The 14,478-nt window shown below is 48.7% G+C and carries 11 protein-coding genes; 6 read left to right on the top strand and 5 right to left on the bottom strand.

Annotated features, from left to right (window positions below; genetic code table 11):
- Positions 1–19: 19 nt before the first annotated feature.
- Both FCU94_RS19095 and FCU94_RS19090 read right to left on the bottom strand, forming a co-directional pair.
- A complete protein-coding gene (locus FCU94_RS19095; RefSeq protein ID WP_176290102.1) occupies positions 20–973 on the bottom strand; it encodes an electron transfer flavoprotein subunit alpha/FixB family protein in 954 nt (317 codons plus the stop codon).
- A 10-nt stretch (positions 974–983) separates the two neighbouring features.
- Positions 984–1,736: an electron transfer flavoprotein subunit beta/FixA family protein gene (locus tag FCU94_RS19090; RefSeq protein ID WP_176290042.1), complete on the bottom strand. Its 753-nt coding sequence runs from the start codon at positions 1,734–1,736 to the stop codon at positions 984–986.
- A 110-nt stretch (positions 1,737–1,846) separates the two neighbouring features.
- Between FCU94_RS19090 and FCU94_RS19085 the strand changes: the two genes are divergently transcribed.
- From FCU94_RS19085 to FCU94_RS19065, 6 genes are all read left to right on the top strand, one after another.
- The gene (locus FCU94_RS19085; RefSeq protein ID WP_176290041.1) at positions 1,847–3,505 is read left to right on the top strand and encodes an electron transfer flavoprotein-ubiquinone oxidoreductase; all 1,659 of its coding nucleotides are present in this window, start codon (positions 1,847–1,849) and stop codon (positions 3,503–3,505) included.
- Between the two features lie 32 nt (positions 3,506–3,537).
- Positions 3,538–3,669, top strand: a complete 132-nt coding sequence (locus tag FCU94_RS19425) for a hypothetical protein (RefSeq protein ID WP_255199301.1) — start codon at positions 3,538–3,540, stop codon at positions 3,667–3,669.
- 188 nt (positions 3,670–3,857) lie between these two features.
- A complete protein-coding gene (locus tag FCU94_RS19080; protein ID WP_176290040.1) occupies positions 3,858–5,090 on the top strand; it encodes an L-lactate MFS transporter in 1,233 nt (410 codons plus the stop codon).
- 64 nt (positions 5,091–5,154) lie between these two features.
- Positions 5,155–6,780 carry a VRR-NUC domain-containing protein gene (locus FCU94_RS19075; protein ID WP_176290039.1) on the top strand — a complete coding sequence of 542 codons (1,626 nt, stop codon included), beginning with the start codon at positions 5,155–5,157 and terminating at the stop codon, positions 6,778–6,780.
- Between the two features lie 112 nt (positions 6,781–6,892).
- Complete coding sequence (locus FCU94_RS19070) at positions 6,893–9,250, top strand: fatty acid cis/trans isomerase (RefSeq protein ID WP_176290038.1); 2,358 nt, start codon at positions 6,893–6,895, stop codon at positions 9,248–9,250.
- 39 nt (positions 9,251–9,289) lie between these two features.
- Positions 9,290–9,478: a hypothetical protein gene (locus FCU94_RS19065; protein WP_176290037.1), complete on the top strand. Its 189-nt coding sequence runs from the start codon at positions 9,290–9,292 to the stop codon at positions 9,476–9,478.
- Between the two features lie 39 nt (positions 9,479–9,517).
- On the opposite strand, the gene FCU94_RS19060 is transcribed toward FCU94_RS19065, so the two are convergent.
- The 3 genes from FCU94_RS19060 to FCU94_RS19050 are packed head-to-tail and all read right to left on the bottom strand — an operon-like array spanning position 9,518 to position 14,428.
- Positions 9,518–10,780: a sigma-54-dependent transcriptional regulator gene (locus FCU94_RS19060; protein WP_176290036.1), complete on the bottom strand. Its 1,263-nt coding sequence runs from the start codon at positions 10,778–10,780 to the stop codon at positions 9,518–9,520.
- Entirely contained in the window at positions 10,767–13,127 is a 2,361-nt protein-coding gene (locus FCU94_RS19055) for an ATP-binding protein (protein ID WP_176290035.1), read from the bottom strand. The genes FCU94_RS19060 and FCU94_RS19055 overlap by 14 nt, the downstream gene beginning before the upstream one ends.
- The gene (locus tag FCU94_RS19050; RefSeq protein WP_441351758.1) at positions 13,124–14,428 is read right to left on the bottom strand and encodes an ABC transporter substrate-binding protein; all 1,305 of its coding nucleotides are present in this window, start codon (positions 14,426–14,428) and stop codon (positions 13,124–13,126) included. Before FCU94_RS19050 ends, FCU94_RS19055 begins: the two co-directional genes overlap by 4 nt.
- Positions 14,429–14,478 lie beyond the last annotated feature (50 nt).

Raw genomic sequence — 14,478 nt, 5'->3', positions numbered from 1 at the left:
CTTTTTCCTAACTCTCAACCTAGATGCGCTCGATAAGCTCGGGTAACAGTTCGAACAAATCCCCCACTAAACCGTAGTCTGCGACATCAAAAATGGGCGCATCTGGGTCACTGTTGATCGCTACGATCACTTGCGAGTCTTTCATCCCGGCAACGTGCTGTATCGCCCCTGAGATACCAACGGCGATATAGAGGCGCGGCGCAACAATTTTACCCGTTTGTCCCACCTGAAGATCGTTGCTCACAAAACCAGCATCTACCGCTGCACGTGACGCCCCTATTGCGCCGCCCAGTTTGTCGGCTAAAGCCGTCACCATGGCAAAATTGTCCTTGCTTCCCAAACCGCGCCCACCAGAAACAACCACTTCAGCTTGGGTCAAGTCTGGTCGTTCCAACTCTATGTGTTCTTGGCTTATCCATTGAGTTTTCGCTGCTTGGTACTCCAAATCCAGAGTAATACACTCGGCGGTGCTAGCTTGCGAGGGCAGAGTTTTATCAAAGGCGGTCGCCCGTATTGTCATAACCACCAACGCATCATGGCTTTGTACCCGTGCTAGTGCGTTGCCAGCGTATATCGGGCGAACCACCGTATCTGGCGTCTCAATCGCTATCACATCTGACAGCATGTCGACATCGGCCAACGCTGCAAAGCGCGGCATCACATCTTTACCATAGCTGGTCGCAGGCGCAATCACGTGGGTATATTGATTGGCAAGTGCCATAAGTACCATGGCATGGTTTTCTGCCAGCCCATGACGGTAGACAGAGTGATCGGCGACCAGCACTCGGTCGACATCAGGACAGCCAGACAGTACCTCAGCCATCACCTCGCACTGCTCCCCGATCAACAACATATCGATATTTACTGCTGCGTGTTTTTTTAGCTCGCGTGCCGCGGTTAGTCCGCTGTATGTCTCGGCAACAATTTTATCGCCGTCGTGCTGAGCAAGCACTAATACGTTTAAATGCGTCATCATGCTCTCCTCATTCAATCACTTTGGCTTCATTTCTGAGCTTATCCACCAACTCCACCACACTATCCACTTTGACACCACGGCTACGCGATGTTGGGGCAAATACGCTAAGCACCTGTTGACGGGGTTCAAACTCCACGCCTAACGTATCGGCGGCCACCACCTCCAATGGTTTACGCTTAGCTTTCATGATATTGGGCAAAGAGGCATAACGTGGCTCATTGAGACGCAAGTCGGTGCTGATCACGGCAGGCAAAGTCAATGTTAAGGTTTCGAGGCCACCGTCCACCTCACGAGTAACCGACACCGAATCATCGTCAACCACCACGTTTGAGGCAAAGGTCGCTTGAGGCCAGTTCATCAAACCTGCGACCATTTGCCCAACCTGATTGTTGTCGTTATCGATGGACTGCTTGCCGAGCAGAACCAGCTGTGGTCGCTCTTGTTTGATGATAGCAGCGAGCAATTTTGCGCTGCCGAGCGGGGTTCTAGCCTGCAGGTGGTCGACGTGAATCGCGCGGTCTGCGCCGAGCGCTAAGGCATTGCGTAACTGCTCCTGACAACTAGGGTCGCCGATGGACACCACCACCACTTCATCACAACGCCCTGCTTCTTTGAGCCTTACCGCTTCTTCTACCGCAATCTCACAGAAAGGGTTGGTGACCATTTTAACGTTATCTTTCTCTACACCACTGCCATCAGACTTGACCCGAATTTTAGTATATGGGTCAATGACACGCTTTATCGCTACCAATACTTTCATCGCCTACTCCTCGTCGGCCATTGATAATTTCAGCTTAGTAAAGTTTACGTTTACGTCAACTGTAACTATAGTTATCGAAGTGGAGCTGAGATCATTCAAAGGTGAGCAAGATGGAACGAGAAAGCATGGATTTCGACGTAGTAGTCGTCGGTGCAGGACCCGCGGGGTTAAGTTCTGCTTGCCGCCTAGCTCAACTCGCTCAAGAGCGTCAGCAATCGCTGTCAATTTGCGTGGTTGAAAAAGCGCCAGAGATAGGCGCACATTCTCTTTCTGGAGCGGTATTTGAAACCAGCGCCCTCGATGAACTCTTTCCTAACTGGGCACAACAAGGGGCCCCGCTCACCACTCAAGTCAGTGTCGATCAACTGCTCTACCTGACCAGCGCGCAACGACACCACGAAGTGCCAAAACTGCTCATCCCGCACTCCCTGCGGAATAACAATCAGCAGTATATTGTTAGCTTAAGCAAACTCTGTCGCTGGCTGGCTCAACAGGCAGAAAACCTCGGGGTCGAAGTATTTGCCGGTTTTCCCGCCAAGCAGATTTGTTTTGATGACAAGGGGGCGGTCTCGGGCATTATCACCGCGGACATGGGGCTAGACAAACAGGGCGATAAAAAGAGCAACTTCCAACCGGGCGTACAACTCAATGCCAAACAGACCCTGTTCGCTGAAGGGGCACGCGGTCACTTAGGTAAACAGTTGATTGGCCATTTTAAGCTCGACGCCAATAGCCAAGCTCAACATTACGCGCTAGGCATCAAAGAAGTTTGGCAATTGCCCAAAGGTGATCGCCGATTTCAGCCCGGCTTAGTTCAGCACGCCGCAGGTTGGCCACTGTCCGATTCGGCGACCACAGGAGGAAGCTTTCTCTACCATTTTGACGATCACTTGGTCGCGGTTGGGCTTATCACCGACCTTAACTACACCAATCCTTACTTGAGCCCGTTCGATGAATTTCAACGTCTCAAACACCACCCACAATTTAGTCGGCATCTACAAGGGGCTGAACGTATCGCCTATGGCGCGAGGGCATTAGCAAAAGGTGGATTATTGTCGTTACCAAAGCAGCAGTTTCCTGGCGGCCTCTTGATCGGCTGCGATGCTGGAACGCTCAACGCAGCCAAGATTAAGGGTTGCCACAGCGCGATGAAATCAGGGTTGATCGCAGCTCAGGCCACATTTAACGCCCTAATAAACAGTGATATCGAAGCCAATTATCACGCTCTATTCCAACAGTCATGGTTGTATCACGAGCTAGACCAACATCGTAACTTTCCCGGTGCAATTCACCACTACGGGCCACTGCTGGGCGGAGCTTTGAGCCTGTTTGAACAAAATGTTTGGCAGCGTTTAACTCACAGCAGGCCGAGTTGGAATATCAGCAATTCACAACCAGACTATGCGGCTCTGCATGAGCTGTCTCGCTGCGAACCGATTGACTACCCCAAACCCGATGGCGTGTTGAGTTTCGACAAGGCATCATCGCTCTATCTCTCCTCAACGTCCCATGAAGAGAACCAGCCTTGTCACCTGTTGGTGGCGAATGAACGCATCGCGCTGACTCATCATATGACGATGTTCAACGAACCCAGCCAACGATACTGCCCTGCTGGGGTTTACGAAGTTATTGACCTTGATGGCCAACGCAAACTGCAAATCAATGCCGCCAACTGCTTGCATTGCAAAGCATGCGATATAAAAGACCCCTCGCAAAACATTACCTGGACACCGCCAGAGGGTGGCGGCCCCAATTACTCCATTATGTAGCACTGTGATAGAGCAAAACCTTGGTGCCGTTTTTGATAAAACAGCCAGTTTCTGTTCCGTACATTGATGAAATTTTGCTGCTCGATCTCGGCCTGTTCACTGACAGTGAAGAGGTCGCTGATGTGTCTCAATTCACTTTACTCAATCACCTAATTCATAATTAGCAAACGTTCTCGAAACAATTACTCAACAATAATTAGCAAAACTAAAAATAAGTTGAGAAAGAGATTCCAATCACATTTTAATCGGTTATAATTCGCGCCCACTGTGTTTAGTGTTGATAAACGCAAACTAAATTTGAAGAAATCGCCAGTTAACCTATCCACGCTCGCGGGGAAAAATGAGAAGAATAATGAGCAAGATTGATAAAGCAATGCGCATCCTGCTAGCAGGATTTTGTATCAACCTTTGTCTTGGCATCCTGTATGCTTGGAGTGTCTTTAACAAAGCACTAGTCACTGAATCTGGCTGGAGCGCAGCAGAAGCCTCTGCCCCTTACGCGACAGCAACGATCACGTTCTCTATCTGTCTTCTTGTTGCAGGTATCCTTCAAGACCGCATGGGTCCACGTTTGATCCTTATCCTCGGCACGGTTTTGACTGGCCTAGGTATGATTGCATCTGGCTTTGTTGACTCGCCACTGATGCTCAACATCACCTTCGGGGTGATCACAGGCGCTGGTATCGGTTTTGGCTACGCGTGTCTGTCTCCATCTGCAATGAAATGGTTCCACGCATCGAAAAAGGGCATGGTCAACGGCATTATTGCAGCGGGCTTTGGTCTGGCGGCTATTTACTTAGCTCCTGTTACTTCTGCTCTCATCACAAGCATGGGTATCCAAACTAGCTTTATGATTCTAGGGGTTGGTGTTCTTGTTATTGCAGTGCCTCTCGCGGCAACCATTAACAACCCACCCGCAGACTACACTCCTGCTGAGCCTAAAGTTAAAGAAGGTCAAGCGCCTAAAGCAGTTAAAAAATCTGACGATCTCTCATGGAAAGCGATGCTGAAAACGCCACAGTTCTACTCTTTGTGGATCATGTATGCATTTGCCGCGTCTGTTGGTTTGATGATCATCGGTAACATCACCACGATTGCAAGCGTTCAGGCGAACCTACCAAACGCGGTTTACCTAGCCTCTATCCTAGCGGTATTTAATTCGGGCGGCCGTGTGGCTGCAGGTATGCTTGCTGACAAGATCGGTGGCGTGCGCACTCTGCTTCTTGCGTTCGTGCTACAGGGCATCAACATGGTTCTGTTCGCCACGTTCAAATCTGAGTTCACGCTTATTATCGGTACGGCAATCGCTGCCGTGGGTTACGGTACTCTTCTCGCGGTATTCCCTACTCTAACGGCTGAGTTCTACGGCCTGAAGAACTACGGCACGAACTACGGCGTGCTTTACACTGCATGGGGTATTGGCGGCGCAATCGGCGCTGCAGTTGTTGGCTTCTCGATGACCAACGGTGAAGGCTACACTCTGGCCTACACTATCTCTGCGGTTATGATGGCAGTCTGTATCGTGCTTGCCTTCATCACTAAGCCGCTGACTGATGCAAAAATCACGCAGCTGAAAAACGCATAATCGATTGAATTACGATGAGAAAGGCTTAACCTTAGGGTTAAGCCTTTTTTATTGTCTATCGGTTATGGAAAACTCGGTCGAACTCGCACCAGACTACTACTTGGATAACTTTTTTAAACTCACTCGTCACGCAACCCAATGGTACAGCGATTTATTAAGGGGCGATGAGCATCAATGGCTAGCAGTATTTAATGGTATTAGCAAAGCGGCCCAGTGTCTGCTCGTTCGCCTCTATAGCCGTAAAGGGCACTGGTTTCGTAGCGACAAACTGAACTATCAAGAAATAGACAGTCTTCAAGGTGCATTAGATGAACTCGCTTCTCACCACTTTGTCGCACTCTCTCCAGATCTCTCCGAACAAGAGCTGGCTGCGAACCTGCTCACTAAGCCCGAGATCTTGGCACTCTACCCTCAGCACACAAAATCACTCAAAAAAGAGCACTTAATCGCGTGTTTAAGTGAAGATACGTTTACTGACTTTGAGCGTCTGACGTTCACCGTCATCAAGCTCAATTCTGCCCATATGATTGATCTCTTGCTAACCCTTTTCTTTGCCAATACCCATCAAGATTTAAGTCAATTTGTGCTCGATGATTTAGGCTTGCACCAGTTCGAGCAGTATCAACTGAGTCAAGCACGGCGATTTTTTGCAAGCCGAGCGCAAATCGATCGACTTATTGAACTAAACCAACTTTCGACTCTCTATTGGCAATGTGACCGAAAGGAGAAATGCCAACTCGACGCCCTAATTGATGCCATGCCCGAACCGGTGGAGCATAGATACGTCGACCGCAAACGAGAGCACATGATCAATGACATCGCGCGTGACTACGAACGCCTAAACGAATTGGAAACCGCGCTCGCCCTATTTAAGCAAACCAAACTGACCCCAAGCAGAGAGCGTCGTGCACGCATCTACGACAAGCTCGATCAAAACGAACTATTTAGTGACATTGTCACAGACATGCTGACGCACCCTATTGATATTGCCGAACTTGAAATTGCCGAAAAGTTAAAACAACGTGTTCTACGCAAACAAGGTTTTAAAGTCCCACGCGCGAGCAAACCCACCTGCAGCGAGCACCGCGTTGAATTGGATTTGTCTCAACAACGCGTTGAGTTAGCGGCCAAAACCTATTTTGAAAAACTTGGCTGGACGGTCTTCTACAGCGAAAATGCATTGCTTAACAGCTTGTTTGGCTTGACGTTCTGGGAGGCAATTTTCGCACCAATTGAAGGGGCGTTTATCAACGCCTACCAGCACCGTCCACTCGACCTGTACCACGCAGATTTTGCCAGTAAGAGAGCGCAAGCGATCAACCGCGCGCTTGAAACAATTCGCGGCGGGGATACGCAATCGCTTTTGGACACCTATCGGGCCAAATGTGGCATTAGTAACCCATTTGTGCACTGGGGGCTGCTCGATGAAGCGCTGTTACACCTCGCGCTCACCCATATTCCTAGCGAGATGCTGGCGAAGTTGTTTACCGTCATGTTGAGCGATCTCAAACTCTTTCGCAGTGGTATGCCAGACCTTATCGCCTTTAAAGAGGGAACCTTTGAGTGGATTGAAGTTAAGGGGCCTGGCGACAAACTGCAAGATAACCAATGGCGCTGGTTTAAGGAGTTCGAGCGTTTGAATGTTCCCTTCTCGGTGTGTTATGTCAATCATCACACGCAGAGAGAATAAGACGCTCAACATATAATTCGAGTGTTTTTCATTAGTTTGACAAGGTTTTATTTGAACATCCTCCCACCTTCTGCTGCAATTAGCCAATTGTGAGCGAAATATAAATAGGCGTATGAATTTTAAAACCTTTCTAATCTTAGCTTTGGTCACCACCTTTGCGGGCTGTGCGACCTACGCCGGATTCAACTACGACCAACTATTTGGCATCGCCACCGTACAGCAACGCGACAGTGAACCTGCCAGTTATGACAGCGACTTCTTCCTCGACCAAGTGAAGCCGATCATTGATAACCGTTGTGTGGTTTGTCACGCTTGTTACGATGCGCCTTGTCAGCTTAAGCTTTCATCAACTCAAGGTATTGACCGAGGTGCGAGTAAAGAGCTGGTTTACGAGGGGACACGCTTAACGGCGGCGACGCCTCACCGCTTATTTGAAGATGCGCAAACCACCCAGCAGTGGCGTGATTTTGATTTTCATCCAGTGCTCAACGAGCGCGCACAAAATCCGACCGCCAACCTTGAGGCAGGGCTAATCGCGCGCATGCTGAAGCAAAAAGAAGCGCACCCTTTGCCCAATCAAACGCAGCTAGAAGACTTTGATTTTGCTATCGACCGTTCCCAAGTGTGCCCCACCATTGAAGAGTATGATCAATATTTACAGGACTACCCTACTTGGGGAATGCCTTATGGGATGCCCAACCTCTCGAGTAACGAATACTCAACTTTGATAAGTTGGCTACAAAATGGCGCCAAAATGAATCAGCCGCTCCCGCTATCGGCCGAGCAAGCAGAGCTGGTCTATCAATACGAAAGCCTACTCAACAAGAGCCCGCGTAAGGTGCAGCTCAGTGCGCGTTACATTTATGAACACCTGTTTTTATCCCACTTGTACTTTTCAGATCTCAAGGAAACGACGCCGCGATTCTTTCGTTTAATACGTTCGAAAACGCCACCAGGCCAACCCGTGCAGCGAATTGCCACACGTCGACCCTATGATGACCCCGGTGTAGAGCGCGTCTACTACCGCCTAGTTCCCATCCAATCAACCATCGTTGATAAAACCCATATGCCATTTGCGCTCAATCAAGAGCGAATGGCCAACTGGAAAGCTTGGTTTATCGATGCCGATTACACTGTCGCGACACTGCCGAGCTATAAACCAGATGTAGCTGCTAATCCCATGACCGCCTTTATCGATCTTCCGGTAAAAGCGCGATTTAAGTTTATGCTCGACAATGCCCAAAACACGATTAACGCTTACATCAAAGGGCCGGTGTGCCGCGGACAATTGGCGCTGAATGTGATCAACGATAGGTTCTGGGTCTTCTTCCTTGACCCCGAAAAAGCCGACATTCCAGAAGTAAATGAGTTTTACCGCTCGCAAGCTGAGAACTTAAAACTCCCGGGGGAGCTAGAAAGTAACACCTTGCCTATCACCCATTGGGTTTCGTACTCACGCCAGCAAGCCCGCTACCTTGAGGCTAAGTCTCAGTTTATCAATAGCTGGTTTGAAAACGGAAAGTATCTGACTACCGATATTATATGGACGGGGGATGGGACAAATCCCAATGCCGCGTTGACAGTATTTCGACATTTCGATAGCGCATCGGTGGTCCAAGGCTTAGTCGGAGAGGCGCCCAAAACTGCTTGGATTCTTGATTACGCGCTTATTGAGCGTATCCACTATCTCTTGGTCGCGGGCTTCGATGTCTACGGTAATTTTGGTCACCAACTGATGACGCGAATGTTTATGGACTTCTTGCGCTTGGAGGGAGAGAGTAACTTTATCGCTCTGCTGCCAAGAGAAATACGCCACAAGGAGCACTCTAGCTGGTATCAAGATCAGAGTAGTCAGTTGAGTGACTTTTTATTGCGTAACGTCGAGCCATTCGATCAACCCACGCAAGTCGCGTATCAGACCGACAATCCTAAAATGGAACTGTATGACATCCTCAAAACCCAGCTGGGCCCGGTACTGAACCATCGCTACGCCATTGAGCAAACCGGTTTCAGCCCTGAACACGAAGCCATGCTGCGCTCTATTGAGGATATAAAAGGGCGTGATCTCACCCCCTTACCACAAATCATGATGTTGATGATCGAGTCGCAGCACGGTGACGAACAGCTCTTCACCCTTCTGCATAATAATGCTCATACCAATATCTCTAGCCTGTTTGACGAAGAGAGCAATCGCGACCCTAAAAATGATGGCCTCACCATCGTCCGTGGAGTGATCGGGAGTTATCCCGCTGCGTACTTATCACTCAAAGAGCAGCAAATTCCTCAACTGGTCACTATGTTGCGCACCATGAAGGATGAAGAAGATTACGTTAAGTTGTTGGATACCTTTGCTATTCGCCGAAGCTCCGAAAAGTTCTGGCCATTTAGCGACAAAGTCCACCAATGGTATCAAGCGAATCAACCTATCGAATTTGGTCTGCTTGACTACAATAGATTTGAGAATAGGTAAAACCGTTCAACTGCGCCAACAACGCAAATGGAGGTCACTATGGGTATTAACGATAGCATTAGAGCATTGGAGCAACAGATTTATGTCGCGTGTTCCGAAGGTGACTACGATACCGTTACCATGCTAGAGCATCAGCTGGAAAGCTTGCGCAACAAGTCTGAGCATCCTTTTGATGATGATCCATATGCACCTGAAGGTAAGCTCTTCCCGGAAGAAGACTGGTACTAATAGCTAGCCCCCTAGTCAGATAGGGGGCTATCCTTTTAGCTAACGGCTTTTATACGAGTCTTTGTCGATACCATGCTTTTTCATTCTTAAATAGAGCTTTTTACGTGGTACTTGAAGATAACTCGCGGCCTCACTGACTCGCCCAGAATGCAGGAACAATGCATCTTCTATAACGCCTTTTTCATAATCTCCCACCAACTCGTCGAGCGGTAACTGAACCTCTTCTTGCGTGTACAGCTTCTCTTTGCCCGTCAGCTTAATGATGCCAACCGCATATAGCTCGGCGACATTACGTAATTCACGCACGTTACCCGGCCAATGATGCGCGCGCAGTATCGCCAAATAGCTAGGCTCCACTTTGGGTATTTTCTTGGCCAGTTTGATACAACTGAGCTTAAGAAAGTGATGGAACAAGACCGCAACATCATCTGGGCGCAGCCGCAGTTCGGGCAGTTCGATTACCCCTTGGTTAAGTACGTAGTAGAGTTCAGGAACCAGTTTCGTTGACGCGATTAACTGTTCAGGGTTGTGGTTTAATATAGCGATCACTTGCAGTGGGTGGTCGTTACGTTCTCGTTCAATAATCGCTTGAGCTAGCACGCGCTGACACTCTTCACTCATCGACTCAAGGTTATCGACCAACCAGCAGGTATGCTCTGAGCTGTTCAACTCCTCGGTCAGTTGTTCGGGCTCAGCGCCCGCTTCATGGCTTATCTGAAGAGGCCTTGGGCCAGTTTGACGATTGAGATCATTGATCAACTGCGCGACTAAATGACGTCCAGTCCCGGTCTCACCCCAGACCACCACATGATTATTCAACAGAGCAAACTGGGAGATACAGTGCCGAATATGATCCAACTGCGCAGAATGGCCGATCAAACTGCGGTCAATACTCGACACCATAGCCGTTTTCTGTTCGATAAACGCCTGACGAAAGCTCAACTGCTCTTTTACCATTTCCAATAATTGAGCAGGATTGATCGGTTTTTCAATAAACTCACACGCGCCTTTTTTCAGCGCATCCACCGCCATGGGAATATCACCATGCCCGGTGATCACAATCACGGGAACACGCTCATCGATCTGTTTGATTCTCTGGAGTAGTTCAAGACCGTGCATCTGTGGCATATACATGTCGAGCAGCACAATCCCAGGCCAATCGGGACCAAGATACTGGCAGGCCATGGTCGGGTCACATACCGGCTTGGCCTTAAGGCCAGCTAGGGACATTAAATGCATATAGGAGTCCAACACATCTTGGTCGTCGTCAACCAGTAAAACCGAGTAGTTAGGCGTGTTCATAAGGCAGTTCCAATAGTACTAGTGCACCACGCTCGATACTGGAAGCAAGATGGATTTGGCCTGCGTATTTTTCCATCAGCGACTGACTGATGGTTAAGCCAAGCCCTAGCCCTACTTCTTTGGTGGTGGTAAACGGGGTAAAAAGTTTTGCAGCGATACTGGGGTCAAATCCTTCCCCGGTATCCTCGACAGCGATAACATGATGCGTTGCTGTGCTGTAGAGAGAGTAAATGGAGACCAAACGACGTGCTTGGTTTGATTCACTCAATGCATCACAGCTATTGACCATTAAATTGATCAACACCTGCTCAAGCGCCAAGGCGCTGAACTTGACTTGCAGATCACCGTCAATCTGATTGTCCAACTCAACCATCTGACGTTTTGCTTTGGTACTGACGATAGTGATCGCATGGTCCACAATGTCACTCAATGGCAATGATTCGGCTCGCTGTTCGCCATCGGACTTTTTAGCAAAACTGCGCAAACTGGTAATCACCTTGCTCATACGGCTAGCGAGTGCTTCGATATGGTTCAAGGCTTGATTCATGCCTTTAATATCCTGGGCATCACTCGACAGTTTGGCACTATAGACATAGGTCGACATTGCATTAAGTGGTTGATTTAACTCGTGAGCGAGACTGGTCATCGTCTGACCAACCACCGCCATTTTCGCCGCCTGAATCAGCTCTCCTTGCGTTTTTTTGAGATGGCGTTCGGCGCGCTCACGTACTTGTACTTCTTGTGATAAGCGCTGGTTTTTTTCGACCAAGTCATGGGTTTTCTCGTCTACTCGCTTTTCGAGCTCACGCGCAGTGAGCTCTTGCTGAGTGACATTGGTGATGGTCACGATGATTTTATTCAGTTGCCCATGAGAAAATTGATGAAAATCGAAATGCAAGTAGCAGGGCTCTTCGCGGCCCACACTCAGCGTCAGTGCATCTTGGCCTTGTGTCAGCAGTTGACCGCTACGGGAAAATATACGCGCCAACTCCAAGCGGTTATCGCTGTCTAAAATCTCCCAAATAGGTTTGTGTTCGGCGCTCGGTTCGGTTGAGAGCAAACGACGCGCGCTGAGATTCTGCGACTCCACGCAGCCCGCTAAATCACACGTCAGCAAGCTCGCCGAGGTATTGTTGATTAAACTCACCGCATTCGTTCGCTGGATCTCTTTTACACTCTCACCATACTCAATCAACTTTTCGCTAAGACGAGCAATTTCGTCTTGTCCATCGACTTGAATCGGGTAACTTAAGTCGCCACGGGTGATCGCATCGATACTGGTGCCCAATGCCGTTAAACGCGCCACGATTCGACGATTAATAAAATAGTAAGTCAAAAACAGCGACATCAAAATTGACACACTAAAGCAGACCAACAGAACGTGATTACCATAGGAGACCAGACTCGCGGTCTGCTTCTTTACATCGAGAAAGCTTTTGTCCGCTTCGTTGACGATAAGGCCGATGTGCTGGTGGATATCATTGAGCTGAACATCAATTTGTTGATTGAGTACGTTGATTCTGTGGTTTAACGCCACTTTATCGAGGATCTGCAAATAGAACATCCCTTGAGGGGCAAGCAGGTCCGTCAACTCTTCTAGTAGCTGTTGGTAGGCGATCGACGAGGGCAACTCAATCAATACTTGGCTATGGTCTCGCAGCTCTTCGAGTTTGTATTGCATCACCTTGACCGCATTGTGTACTTGACCCAGTTGCTGCGACTCCATCACATCATTCACCATGGAGAACAAATTGGACTCCAAATCCAGCACCTGTTGTATGGTGCGCAGCTGATTGAGGGCGGTATTGCGCCTCTGCTCTGTATCATCACGTTCGATCAACCAGTGTAGTTCTTCTCGTATAGGCGTGAGCTCTGAACGAATATCTTGATGCAGCCAATCAATTTGTTCATTGAGTTTATTGATTTGGCGTGTTTGCTCAACGCGATGCAATACCAGTTCACTGTAGTTGTGTAACGTCTGCTCCAGCTCGAGGTAGCGTTGTAAAAGCTCGCGATTGACCTCACTACTCACGCCGTCACGATTATGTTCATTTAGCGTCTGTTTAATCGACTGGATAAGCGCTGACAACGTCACTACTTGATGGTTTAGCTCGACTTTGTTGGCGATGGCGGGCAGCAGTTGCACTTGATAGCGAATTTCACTACTGCGACTCTCTAATAAATAGCTGGTGTTGTACTTTGGCACACTTTGCTCCAACAGCTCGCTCACCTGCCCATCGAGCTGACTCCAAGTCAACCAAGCGACCACACTCACCACGGTGAGTAACAGTGTGGTGCCGATGAACGCCAAGACCAATTTAGCACCTATGGTGCTCCACTTTTTCATTGGCCATGCTCTTGTTGTAGTTGACTGATCCTTTGAGTTACTTGGGTCAAACTGTCATCGAATTGCGCCCCAAAGTGATACCCAAACTCTGCCAGCATTGCACGCTCGAAACCATCATCTGTCCCTTCATCGTTCATTTCTCGGGCTATCTTGTCGGCGTAGTCCTCTAATTGCTGTTCTGAAGCTGGGATACGGAATAATTGCGCTCTAAGCTGTTGTAACTCTTGTTTCAGTGCGCCCGATGATGTGGTGTTTTTCTTCAGTGTCATCAAGCTAAACCAAGCATCCTGCAGTTCGGGCAAACGCTTTGTGATCATTTCATCGAAGATCAGGTTGACCAGTTTTTCTCGAACCATCAATTTTTCAATATCTAAGCGAGGGATAGCCTCGCTGTAGAGCGCAGGATCTGCAATCGCATGTTTAGAGAAACTGCTGGTTAACATGGTCGACTGTATTTGCTGAGAAAGAAGCAACTCAACAAACTGCCTGGTCGCAAGGCTTTTGTCTGATTGCTTGAGCACCCCGATATAGGTCGGCATCAGGGTAAAGTCATAGTCATAGCGGAACTCGATATAGTCAAACTGATTGTTGAGAACCAAGGCGTAGCTGTCGATCGTCGGACCAATCGCAAACTGACCTTTTGCGACATAATCGCTGACGCCGAAGCTACGCGATGAAATGGTCCCCAGATTTGCGCCCACATTTAAAAGAATCTCCCAGCCCTTTCCCCAGCCATAACGAGCCAACAGGCTCTCGACCATCATTTGCGTTGTCCCTGAACGACTTGGGGTACTCATAGTGAGGTGACCAAAGTACTCGAAATCGGTCAAGTCTGAAAAGCGCTGCGGTTTTTTGAGCTCGTTGGCGCGCAAATAGTCGTTGTTCCACACCAAGCCTGCGCCCGAGTAGCCGACACTAGTGACTTGTTGTTTATCAGGCAGTACGAAAGGAACCAACCAAGTTGGCAGGTCGTTGGCAAAGTTCACTTGTGCCAATTGATTACGCTTATTGAGTTCTTGCATCATAAATGGCGACGAACTCAGCACCACATCCACGTTGACATCTTTGATATAGCTCTTGTTGAGCAGTTGAATCACCGACTGAGTGCGTCGGTGCATCAGCTTAATATCTACATCAGGATAACGGTGTTTGTAATCTTCGATCAGCTCTGAAATCGGCTCACTAGAAAACGTTGTTAAAATGACCAATTGCTCTTGCTCAGCCTGAACATGGCTAGCAAATACGCTCAATAGCATCCACCCAATTACCCTGCGTATTAAATACGCCTTACCTTTTCCCACGCCACAAAGTCCCTCAAAAGTGTGCGTCATTTCAAAGTCCGCGAATAAGC

This window comes from Vibrio sp. JPW-9-11-11 (assembly GCF_013369335.1).
In the GTDB taxonomy this organism is placed as follows: domain Bacteria; phylum Pseudomonadota; class Gammaproteobacteria; order Enterobacterales; family Vibrionaceae; genus Vibrio.
Note: the sequence above shows the minus strand (reverse complement) of the source record. Positions and strands in the feature narration are given on the sequence as shown.